This window comes from Pyrococcus sp. (genome assembly GCF_030153625.1).
Classification (GTDB): domain Archaea; phylum Methanobacteriota_B; class Thermococci; order Thermococcales; family Thermococcaceae; genus Pyrococcus; species Pyrococcus furiosus.
In genome coordinates this window covers 1-10,304 of sequence record NZ_JASKLM010000059.1, presented here as the reverse complement: position 1 = coordinate 10,304, position 10,304 = coordinate 1, and the positions used below count along the sequence as shown (strand labels likewise).

Annotated in this window: 10 protein-coding genes, 1 tRNA gene and 1 pseudogene; 3 read left to right on the top strand and 9 right to left on the bottom strand. The window is 43.0% G+C overall.

The genetic code is table 11. The features are described 5' to 3' along the window. Positions 1-97: 97 nt before the first annotated feature. A pseudogene (locus tag PWP39_RS08880) lies at positions 98-631 on the top strand (NTP transferase domain-containing protein); the annotation flags it as partial. Here PWP39_RS08880 and PWP39_RS08875 read toward each other — a convergent pair. Both PWP39_RS08875 and PWP39_RS08870 read right to left on the bottom strand, forming a co-directional pair. Then, positions 609-2,060 (bottom strand): cobyric acid synthase, encoded by a 1,452-nt coding sequence (locus PWP39_RS08875; RefSeq protein WP_288073487.1) that lies wholly within the window; start codon positions 2,058-2,060, stop codon positions 609-611. The pseudogene PWP39_RS08880 and the gene PWP39_RS08875 sit on opposite strands and share 23 nt — an antisense overlap. Before the next feature lie 3 nt (positions 2,061-2,063). Continuing rightward, positions 2,064-2,783, bottom strand: coding sequence for a radical SAM protein (locus PWP39_RS08870; RefSeq protein ID WP_288073486.1), 720 nt, complete (start codon positions 2,781-2,783; stop codon positions 2,064-2,066). A gap of 45 nt (positions 2,784-2,828) precedes the next feature. Between PWP39_RS08870 and cobT the strand changes: the two genes are divergently transcribed. Further along, on the top strand, positions 2,829-3,830 hold the full coding sequence (gene cobT, locus PWP39_RS08865) for a nicotinate mononucleotide-dependent phosphoribosyltransferase CobT (protein ID WP_288073485.1): 1,002 nt from the start codon (positions 2,829-2,831) through the stop codon (positions 3,828-3,830). A 20-nt stretch (positions 3,831-3,850) separates the two neighbouring features. Here cobT and PWP39_RS08860 read toward each other — a convergent pair whose 3' ends face one another. From PWP39_RS08860 to PWP39_RS08850, 3 genes are read right to left on the bottom strand one after another with little or no spacing between them, the layout of a single operon-like run. Then, positions 3,851-4,435, bottom strand: coding sequence for an adenosylcobinamide amidohydrolase (locus tag PWP39_RS08860; protein ID WP_288073484.1), 585 nt, complete (start codon positions 4,433-4,435; stop codon positions 3,851-3,853). Position 4,436: 1 nt separating this feature from the next. Further along, positions 4,437-5,462 carry an L-threonylcarbamoyladenylate synthase gene (locus PWP39_RS08855; RefSeq protein ID WP_288073483.1) on the bottom strand — a complete coding sequence of 342 codons (1,026 nt, stop codon included), beginning with the start codon at positions 5,460-5,462 and terminating at the stop codon, positions 4,437-4,439. Continuing rightward, entirely contained in the window at positions 5,459-6,469 is a 1,011-nt protein-coding gene (locus tag PWP39_RS08850) for a glycosyltransferase (protein ID WP_288073482.1), read from the bottom strand. Before PWP39_RS08850 ends, PWP39_RS08855 begins: the two co-directional genes overlap by 4 nt. A gap of 130 nt (positions 6,470-6,599) precedes the next feature. Between PWP39_RS08850 and PWP39_RS08845 the strand changes: the two genes are divergently transcribed. Next, complete coding sequence (locus PWP39_RS08845) at positions 6,600-7,619, top strand: adenylosuccinate synthetase (RefSeq protein WP_288073481.1); 1,020 nt, start codon at positions 6,600-6,602, stop codon at positions 7,617-7,619. 60 nt (positions 7,620-7,679) lie between these two features. Here PWP39_RS08845 and PWP39_RS08840 read toward each other — a convergent pair. From PWP39_RS08840 to PWP39_RS08825, 4 genes are all read right to left on the bottom strand, one after another. Beyond that, positions 7,680-7,757 (bottom strand) — tRNA-Glu (locus PWP39_RS08840). A 51-nt stretch (positions 7,758-7,808) separates the two neighbouring features. Then, entirely contained in the window at positions 7,809-9,086 is a 1,278-nt protein-coding gene (locus PWP39_RS08835) for an ABC transporter permease (protein ID WP_288073480.1), read from the bottom strand. Beyond that, entirely contained in the window at positions 9,079-9,816 is a 738-nt protein-coding gene (locus PWP39_RS08830; RefSeq protein WP_014835108.1) for an ABC transporter ATP-binding protein, read from the bottom strand. Before PWP39_RS08830 ends, PWP39_RS08835 begins: the two co-directional genes overlap by 8 nt. After that, positions 9,813-10,067, bottom strand: coding sequence for a hypothetical protein (locus PWP39_RS08825; protein WP_288073479.1), 255 nt, complete (start codon positions 10,065-10,067; stop codon positions 9,813-9,815). The genes PWP39_RS08830 and PWP39_RS08825 overlap by 4 nt, the downstream gene beginning before the upstream one ends. Between the last annotated feature and the right edge of the window lie 237 nt (positions 10,068-10,304).

The following is a 10,304-nucleotide window of genomic DNA, read 5'->3' as shown; positions in this document are numbered from 1 at the left end:
TAAGTAAATAATGGTTTCAGTCCTCATTTCTCTCCCCTTTTCTGAAGAGGTATCAGAAACTTAAACCTAACGTCCCACTGCTTATCCTGACAGTGTCGGTGGGAGATCCAGTAGGATGGGAAGAGAAAAACCTGTTCTAAAGATAGCAGGGAAGGAGATGCTTCTCTGGATCTATGAGCAGGCTGAGACTGTTGGAGAGGTTTTGGTAGCTTTGTCGAAGCATACTCCTAGGACGAGGGAGCTTTGTCTAAGGGAAGGTATCGAATTTCTTGAAACTCCAGGAAGAGGATATGTGGAGGATGTTCAATGGTTGATAAGGGAACTTGGCCCCTTCGTAAGTCTATCCTCAGATGTACCCTTTGTCAAGGCCTCTGACGTATATTCCCTACTTAAAGAGTTTGATGGAAAGGTGAGCCTAACTGGAGTTTTGCCTTTGGAAATTGTTCCCAAAGACTTAACGCCTTACTCTTATATGGGCTATGCTATAGTTGGGATTAATGGTGTTGCCCCGGGAGGAGAAAGATTCTTCGTTTTTTCAAATCCCCTCTTAGCCCTCAATGTGAACACTCCCAGGGAGCTGGAGCTTGCGGAGAGGATAGCAAAAATAATTAAAGGCCGAGGAATTCGGTAATGTAATCTATTTCTATACTCTCACGAACGATCTTTGCAAATCTATCGATCTCATTTTCAATACTCCATCCCTGAATTTTTATTGGTTCAAGTCCCTTCTCTCTCCTTATCAGATTTAGAAATACCTCTGTAAACTCAAAGTTATGGAATATTCCGTGCAAGTAAGTTCCAAAGGCCCTCTCCCCCACCGCACCTTCGAACTCTTCCACTCTTCTCCTGTTTACCCACTTAATGACCGAAAACGGCCTTTTTGTGATAGATCTTCCAAATCTAATTTCGTACCCTTCCACTTCCATTCCTTTGGCAGGCTCCCATAGGACTTCGGCCTTCAGATGATTTGTTCTCTTTTTCCTTGCAAAGATCGTCTTTGATGGTAAAAGGCCAATTCCTTTAACCTCCCCCCGTTTGGACTCTACGTTATCGACAATTTTCTCTCCTAGCATTTGAAATCCTCCGCAAATTCCAACAACGAAAGAACCCTCACGGTGGGCTTCAATAATTGCATCTTCAATTCCATTCTCCCTCATCCAAATCAAATCCCCAACTGTATTCTTGCTCCCTGGGATTATTATTACATCCCCCTCTATTTCCTCAGCCCTTGTTACATAGTCAACTCCATTGGCCCAGTGTAAAGGCTCAAAGTCCGTGAAGTTGCTTATGTGGGGGAGTTTTATTATCTGAACGTGAACTTCTCCCTTAACCTTGGGAAACTTAGTTAGTGAATCTTCCTCTGGAAGCCTGTGGTCGATGTAGGGAACAACACCTAGAACGGGCTTTCCATACTTTTTCTCCAGGAATTCAAAGCCTGGATAAAGTAAGCTGGGATCTCCTCTGAATTTGTTGAATATGAATCCCATCACAAGGTTTCTCTCTTCTTCGTTGAGCAGTTCCATAGTTCCCACTATTTGGGCAAAGCTCCCTCCCCTGTCGATGTCTGCCACTAAAATAACTGGGGCATTAACTTCTCTCGCAACCCTCATGTTAGCTATGTCATAATCCTTTAAGTTAATCTCTACGGGGCTTCCGGCACCTTCTATTATAACGAGGTCATGCTTTTTCATGAGATTCCTCAACACTTCCATTGACTTCCTAAATAACTCTACTTTCCTTGAAAGCATGTAATCTCTAGCAGAAACACTCCCAATAGGTTTTCCAAGGAATACGACTTGACTTTTCATATTGCCCTCGGGCTTGAGCAGGATTGGGTTAAACTTTATGCTTGGCTTTTTTCTACAAGCTATGGCCTGGAGGTATTGAGCTCTGCTTATCTCTCCTCCTTCTATGCTGGGGGCCGAGTTTAGACTCATATTTTGGCTTTTAAACGGGACAACATCGTAGCCCAAGTCTGAGAATATACGACAGAGTGCCATTGCTATTAAAGATTTTCCTACTCCTGACATCGTTCCTTGAATCATTAAAGCTTTCCCCATCTCTCACACCACCGGGTAGAGAAGTTTGGGCGGCCTTATCTCTCCTTTTACCTTTATCCTGTATGCATTGACAATGTTCTTTACCTTCTCTATGCAGTTATCAACTTCGTCTAAATTCGTGCCTTGAACTAGGGGATCTATCCTTAAGGTCATGTTCGGATTTATTGAAGCTATGAATTCTGCTATTCTCATGATCTCTTCACATTCGACGAACCCTGGGACATACACGGTCTCAGCAACAACCTTTCCAGTCTTTGCATATCTCTTGAAATTTTCCAGAACCTTTGAGTTAGATACCCCTGTGAGCTTTTTATGCAACTCTTCATCGAGAGCCTTTATGCTAAAGGTTATTCCATGGACAATCTCAACAATTTCATCATCCAACCCTTCTCCATTTGTTATAAGCCAGATCTTTATCCCTTTCTTGGTAAGCGATTTTATTAGAGGCTTTAGTTCTGGGTCAAGTGTTGGCTCTCCTCCTCCAAGAAATGCTGCCTTTACTTTTTCCTTTTCTAGAATCTCTTGTACTTCTTCAACAGTTAGATATCTGACCTTCCTTTCCTTCCACATGTAATCTAACTTTTTCCTTGTCTCCTCCGGTAGACAGAGGTTCCATCGTGTCACTTCCCTCCATACGCAGTACTTGCATTTCCAGTTGCACCCGTCAAAGAGGACGTATGCACTTCCATCTTGGAACTTGACTATGTGGTACACCCTTGTCATCACAACAATTTTAAATTAATGGATAAAAAATCCATCGGTGGTTTGATGAAGTCATTGTTCCTTCTAGTTCTTGGAAATACTGAAATTAGCCTAATTCCGGGGATTAGCGTGGCTGGAGCTACACCTGAACTTACGAAGTACACTCCTCCAGCTGATGCTGAATACCTCTTCTACGATAAGCCTAAGATAATAGATGCCATTCCAGTTACTCCTGAAGGGCACCCTACGCCGGCGATAATAACTAAAGCCGCTAGAGAGTTGGCAAATTTCCCGATTTTGGTGGTTAGGGGAGGAACTTATTTAGCTCCAAAGGTTCTTCACGTTCATATAAGTTCCATAGTTGGTAGGGATTTTAGGCGAGAACCTGCTCTTCCAGAAGTTGAGGAAATAATTGAGAGGTCTAAACTTCTTGGGCAAGAATTGGAGAAAAGTGGGGTTGAAGAACTTGTCATTGGAGAATCTACGCCTGGGGGAACGACAACAGCCCAGGCGGTTCTTTGGGCTTTAGGGTATGAGGGGAGAACAAGCTCGGCCTCTCCCAATAATCCCCAGGAGTTAAAGAGAAAGGTCATTGAAGAAGGGTTTAAGAGGGCTGGAATAGAGTTTGGTGGACTTAAGGAAAATCCCCTGGAAGCTCTCCGCCAGTTAGGTGATCCAATGTTGGCAACTGTCGTTGGGGTGTCCTTAGGATTTAAAGGCGATATAGTGTTAGCTGGGGGAACCCAAATGCTTGCAGTGGCGGCAATATTGAAAGGAGTTGGAGAGGATCTGAACAGGTTTATGATAGCCACTACTAGATGGGTTGTGCAGGACAAGAGTGCTACCTTCATCAAAACTGCTAGGGAAATTGGAATAATAAGTTACGCAGCAGATTTGGACTTTTCAAAGACCGAGTTTAAGGGTTTAAGAGATTATGAAAAGGGATACGTGAAGGAGGGAGTAGGTGCAGGAGGAGCTACTTGGCTTGCAGTTAGGGCCGGTTTCTCTCCAGAAGATGTTGTTGGGAAAGTTGAAGAGCTCTACAGAAAGCTTATCTCCTCTAAGTGATTATAAGTTCTGAAAGGCCCCTAAAGAAATCTATTCATTTTCTCCCATTTCTTTATGCTTTCCTCTAAGGCTTCTCTCACGGCCTTTCCGATTTCAAATCCTAGCCTTGTTGCAGTTCCTGCCCACTCAACATTCCCTGGCCTGGCAAAGACTCCAATACCATCGCTGGTTGTTCCAGTGGCATTATATCCCAGCTTGAGGAGCGTGTAAGTTTTTGCCTCAGTGGCAGTCATTATTGCATTAGTCATGGCTCCTATTGTTAGTCCTTCATTAACAACAATGGCCATATTTATCGTCCCAGGTTTCCAAGGTTTTGGTTCTTCTCCAGCTATTGCGGGATTTGAAATTCCTGCAGTTAAATAAACCTCAACGTTCCCTACTTTTCTTACTGCTATAACTTTCTCTATATCCACCGCTGTCATAAAGCCTACAAAACCTCTCAACCCGTTTTTCCTTTCAAATTCCAGGCAATCCCTCTTGTAGTCTCCCCTGTAGTTCTTCTCAACTTTCATGAAGAAGAAACCCATTGCCTTGGTAAGACCTCCCCTATGGGGAGCATTGCTTAGGGCAATTAGCTCCTCTCCAAAATGTTTGATGAAGTGCATCTCAATCAACCTTAATGATTTTGTACCCAGCAGCTTTTCTCAATCTGTTCATTACAGCTAGTCCAAGTCCCTTTTCCTCAACTCCTTCCGCTAGAACTATGTCCACCTTTGCCTTGTCCATGTACCTCAATGCTTTGAAGAGATTTCTTGCCACTTCCTCCACAGTCTCCCCCAGGTAGAAAAATTCGTCGGCGTTATAGCTTTCTGAACCAATTACGCCCACTCTCTTTCCTTTCTTCTTGAGCTCTTCAACCAGCTCGGCAATTTTTCTTCTAACTTTCTCTTTAGGCCCTTCCACGACTATTACCTCTGCATCGGGGGCATAGTGCTTGTACTTCATTCCCGGAGACTTTGCAACGTCAACCTTTTTCCCAAATACTGCCGGGTGGATTCTCACCTCTCCAATGACCTTCTCAATTTCTTCTAAGGGCAAGCCCCCAGGCCTTAGAAGTACAGGGGGCCATTCCGTTAAATCTATAACAGTTGACTCCACTCCTATCTTGGTTTCCCCTCCATCTATTATGCACTCTATCTTTCCATAGAAGTCATCCACCACGTGCTCTGCGGTAGTTGGACTGGGTTTTCCGCTAATGTTTGCTGAGGGAGCTGCAATTGGCCTTCCACTTAGCTTTATCAGCTTTAGGGCAATCTCATTTTTTGGCATTCTTATTGCAACCGTATCTAAGCCTCCAGTGGTCACATCGGGAACTATTTCCCTCCTGGGAAGAACGATAGTTAGTGGGCCAGGCCAGAATTTTTTGGCTAGCATTTTAGCTTCTTCTGGGACTTCCCTGGCTAGCTCGTAAACCTGGGAGAAGTCAGCTATATGAACTATCAAAGGGTTGTCCGCTGGTCTCCCCTTGGCTTCAAATATTCTTTTTACAGCTTTTTCATTCAATGCATCAGCTCCAAGACCATACACAGTCTCTGTGGGGAAGGCGACAAGTTTTCCTTCTCTTATTAACCTAGCTGCAACCCTCAGCTTTCTCTCATCTAATTTCTCTCGCATGTTTATTACTATCGTCATGAGATCACCTCTCTGTATATTTTTTCGACTCTTTTGCACATCTTTTCCTGGGAATACTTTTTGGAAACTCTCTTCCCTATAGAACCTAACTTTACGTTTACTTTTGGTATTAAAAGTGCCTCTAAATATGTGATAGCTTCTTCAAGATCATCAAAGAGGTAGCCGTTCTTTGAAAATCTTATCAGTTCTCTAATTCCCCCTACGTTCCTTCCTAGTGCTGGGACTTTAAATGAGTTTGCTTCAATCACAACCAATCCAAACCCTTCCCTCTTTGAAGGTAGCACTAAGACTCTTGCTTTTTTAAGCACTTCCTCCGCTGGGACATAGCCTAAAAACTTGACGTTGGGTGGACTTTTCGCTTTAAGTTTTGTGAGAAGTGGCCCATCTCCCGCAACGACAAATTCTTCTCTTGGAAACCTTTTTGCAAGCTCTATGAAATCTTCAATACCTTTGTAACTTGCAACTCTTCCCAGGAAGAGTATGTACTTTTTCTCGCTTTCTCCACTCAACTCGGTCCAGTTTGGAATTACTGAAATTCTAGGTGCTCCAATCTCTAAAGCTTTTTTCGCTAAGTAATGACTCACAGCAATTACGTGATCTGCTTCTGTAAGGGATTTTTTAACAAAGTATCCTCCCAAGGGAAGCCGAGACATGAATTCTAAGTCACTTCCATGGGCCGTAATTACCAGTGGAACCCCTGTCTTTCTCTTTGCAAGGACTCCCGCAAAGCTTGTGGTTCCAACATAGTGGGCATGAATCAAATCGAAGTGATACTTCTCATGAAGCTTGACAATCTTCTTTGACGCTAACAATGCAAAGGAGGTGCCCCTTATACCAAAGATGTTTGGAACCTTAACTGCATATACGTTTTCTTTCTCAACGGCCACGGTGCCATATGTGAGCACATATACTTCGTGCCTCTTTTCTAGGCACTCCTTTAACTGCTTAACATGCCTAGCCACGCCACCTTTGTGAGGAGGGTAATGACCTACTAGGAGAATTCTCATGCTTTCCCTTCCCTTCTTATTCTTCATAAGTTTAGTTATAAATGATTGGTGGTCATCATTTATTTGACGTAAAAATGTTTATTCCGTAAGTGTTTTAAGGGGGTTATTGACTTAGCTTTGGGTAAGAACGATGCCAAGTGTAATTGTTGTTGGTGGACAGTGGGGAGATGAGGGAAAGGGGTCAATAATAGCTTATCTTGCACTTCACGATGAACCAGAGATCATAGCAAGGGGTGGCGTTGGAACAAACGCAGGGCACAGCGTATTTATAAATGGAAAGAAATATGCTGTGAGACAGTTACCCACTGGGTTTATGCAGACAAAGGCTAGACTTCTTGTAGGGGCTGGAGTTTTAGTTGACCCTGAGGTCTTCTTCTACGAGCTCGAGCACTTAAAAGATTTCAATGTTGCTGAGAGAGTTGGAATAGATTACAGGTGTGCAATAATCGAGCCAAAGCACAAGGAAATGGACAGAAAAAGTGAGTATCTTCACGGGACCATAGGAACAACCGGAAGTGGATGTGGGCCTGCTAATGCTGACAGGGTTATGAGGGTGGCAAAGCAGGCAAAGGACATTAAAGAGTTGGAGCCTTATCTTACGGATGTTGCTGCAGAGGTCAATGATGCATTAGATGAGGGGGCACTAGTCTTAGTGGAGGGAACCCAGGGATTTGGCTTGAGTCTTTACTATGGGACTTATCCCTATGTTACCTCAAAGGACACTACAGCTTCTGCAGTTGCAAGTGATGTCGGAATAGGGCCTACGAGAGTTGATGATGTGATAGTTGTCTTTAAGAGCTTCCCAACGAGGGTAGGTGCTGGCCCCTTCCCCACGGAGATGCCAATGGAAGAAGCGGATAGGCTTGGATTGATCGAGTATGGAACTGTTACTGGGAGGAGAAGGAGGGTAGGATGGTTTGACTTTGAGATGGCTAGATACGCTGCTAGAATTAACGGTGCCACAATGCTCGCTGTTACAATGCTGGATAAGTACGATAAGGAAGCTTTTGGAATTACTGATTACGATAAGCTTCCCAGGAAGGCAAAGGAGTTTATTGAGGAGATTGAAGAGAGAGTTGGAGTTCCAGTAGGTTTAATAAAGACGGGTCCAGAACTGGAGCACATTATAGATTTGAGGGAGAACATCTAGCTTTTCTTTTTATTTGGTTTATCCTTTTGTTTTAAGTTTTAAGAAAGAATAGTAAACTTCTGGTGCCCCGGCCGGGATTTGAACCCGGGGCGCGGGCTCGAAAGGCCCGCATGTTTGACCGGGCTACACCACCGGGGCAACCCATTAGCATTCCTAAAAAATGAATTTAAAAACTTTTCGTCATAATAGTTACTCTTTCTTCCTCATGAACCTAAGCTTTGCTGTGAGAAGCTTTTCTGTGGTAAAGAATTTTGCCGTTACAAATAGCGTCACTGCCGACAATATTCCTAGATATACAGCACTCACGTACATCGTGGAGTATTCCTCCATGAGCATTGCTCTAGACGCAAGTATCGGGTGGCTGAAGGGAATTCCGAGGAGGAGATATTTGAGAACAGTGGGTAGTGTATTTACGTCTGCAAACATTAGTATGAACGTTGGAAAGGCTAGAGGCATTATTCCTGCGGTAACTACAGTATTTGCAGTCTTTGTATCCTCCGCAAAGACAGCTAAAAGCATTGCAAAGCTTAGTGTGAATACCATTGTCAGAAAGATTATAATTAAGAATAGTGTTGCGCCGAGAGGAGTTATTTTAAGGCCGAGCTCTTCAAGTGTAATGCTAACTTGAGCTGAAGAGGTTAACTTCCCTAGGTAATTCCTCATTCCGATCATGTAGGAGATAGCCGCTATAATTCCAATTATCGCCGTACCCACCATTTTTCCCGCTACAATGGTTATCCTTTTTACGGGCAACGTTAATAGGGTTTCCAATGTCTTGTTTTCCTTTTCCATGGCCATGCTCCCAGCGGACATTTGAGCAACTAGCATGATCATGATGAATATCACTAGGGGCATGGAGAATGATTGAGAGGCTATTATATTTGATACAACAGATGGAGGGATTTCAACGATGCGCCCCTTGATTACTGTATAGCGCTTTGCATCAATAGGCTTTAAAATTGCCTCTGGATCTCCTTCAATTCTTCTCTCTATCTTTAACTTTGCGAGATATTCGTTGAGAATTGAAATTACTGCATTTATCCTACCCTCGCTTATAGCTTCTCTCATATTTCCACTTATCCCCTTGATTATTCCATAGATTTCAACGTTGGCCTTTTGATTACTCTCTATGGCCTGAGAGAAGTTCTTGGGAATTATTACGATCATGTTGTATTCCTCATCCTGGGCTTTTTTGAGAGCTTCATCAAGGGTTTTAGCTTCTATTTTTGTTACAGTTACGTTGGGTGCGCTTTCTAAGGCTTTGATAAGTAAATTACCATATCTTCCCTCATCAAAGTTAACAAGAACGACTTTAGTTTCTTCTTGAGCCTGCTCAAATCCCACCTGTAGCATTTGTCCCAGGGCGGGATATATGATGAGAGGAACTATTATGATTCCAAAAATCAATCCTTTATCCCTCAGAAGATCTTTAAGCTCTTTCGTTACGAGAACCCAAAAGTCACTCAACTTTCTTCCCTCCTACAATTGACATGAAAACCTCTTCCAAGTTTTCTGCATTGTATTTTTCCTTCAATTCTTTAGGAGTTCCAATTTCCACGATTCTACCCTTGTTTATCAAGGCCACTCTATCACAGAGGAACTCGACCTCAAGCATGTTGTGGCTTGAGAGTAGGAAAGTTATCCCTTTCTCCCTTGCGAACTGTTTTATTGTCTGTCTTATGGAGTATGCGTTGATTATGTCTAGCCCACTTGCAGGTTCATCCAATATGGCAAGCTTTGGTTCGACCATTAAAGCCCTTGCAAGCAAAAGCTTTCTCGTCATACCTTTGGAGTATGTAGATATCCTATCCTTTAACCTCTCTCCAAGCCCGCTGAGCTCTACACCTGTCTCAAGCATCTTTTTATAATCTTTTCCAGTTTTTGCGTAAAGTTTGGCCATGAATTCTAGATATTCGTACCCAGTCAAGTTTTTATATGCCCCCGCCTCCTCTGGAAGGTAGCTTATTAACTTTCTAACTTCTTCAGCCTCTTCCACAACGTCATATCCAAATATCTCTGCCCTACCTCCAGTTGGGACGAGTAGGGTGGCTAGAATTTTGAGGGTGGTGCTTTTCCCAGCTCCATTAGGGCCGATAAGCCCAAAAATTTCTCCTTCTTTGACTTCAAAAGATATGCCTTTCAAGGCTTTAACTTTACCGTAGTCTTTCTCAAGATCTTCAACAACAATGGCCTTCATTTTCTCACCTCCATGACACCAAGAGTTACGAGCATAGCTCCAAAAAGTGCTACTTCTAAAATCCTTGAGTATCCTCCAATGAACCCTATTCCTAATCCACCCGCAAGAAAAATCCACCCTCTCTCCTTGCATTTGCTCTTGAAGTTGTGACCGAGGGTTATTAAGGTAGCCCCTACTAGTACAATTCCAGTTTCAAGGAGTAAGAAGAACATATTAATTCCTTCGCAAACTTCTCCCCCTGGGAGGGTCATGCAGGCAACTCTATCTACTGGGGGCCTAATGACGGTTAGAATGAAACCGAGCGTATAGATAATTCCTCCTACTAAGCTTTTTAATCATTTTCATCATCCTCTGTAGATGTTACTATCTGTATTTGAAAATTAATGTATTAACCCTAGTTCCCATTAGATCGTTAGGGTTATAAGCACTTAAGTTTTTTGGTTGATTGGTGGTTGTATTGAGTTTTCAGAGGGAAATCCTGATCATAA

Coding starts and splice junctions, on each gene's coding strand:
- PWP39_RS08830 (WP_014835108.1), bottom strand. CDS start 9,816: ATGAAGGCCATTGTTGTTGAAGATCTTGAGAAAGACTACGGTAAAGTT.
- cobT (WP_288073485.1), top strand. CDS start 2,829: ATGAAGTCATTGTTCCTTCTAGTTCTTGGAAATACTGAAATTAGCCTA.
- PWP39_RS08860 (WP_288073484.1), bottom strand. CDS start 4,435: ATGCACTTCATCAAACATTTTGGAGAGGAGCTAATTGCCCTAAGCAAT.
- PWP39_RS08870 (WP_288073486.1), bottom strand. CDS start 2,783: ATGACAAGGGTGTACCACATAGTCAAGTTCCAAGATGGAAGTGCATAC.
- PWP39_RS08855 (WP_288073483.1), bottom strand. CDS start 5,462: ATGACGATAGTAATAAACATGCGAGAGAAATTAGATGAGAGAAAGCTG.
- PWP39_RS08850 (WP_288073482.1), bottom strand. CDS start 6,469: ATGAGAATTCTCCTAGTAGGTCATTACCCTCCTCACAAAGGTGGCGTG.
- PWP39_RS08875 (WP_288073487.1), bottom strand. CDS start 2,060: ATGGGGAAAGCTTTAATGATTCAAGGAACGATGTCAGGAGTAGGAAAA.
- PWP39_RS08845 (WP_288073481.1), top strand. CDS start 6,600: ATGCCAAGTGTAATTGTTGTTGGTGGACAGTGGGGAGATGAGGGAAAG.
- PWP39_RS08825 (WP_288073479.1), bottom strand. CDS start 10,067: ATGACCCTCCCAGGGGGAGAAGTTTGCGAAGGAATTAATATGTTCTTC.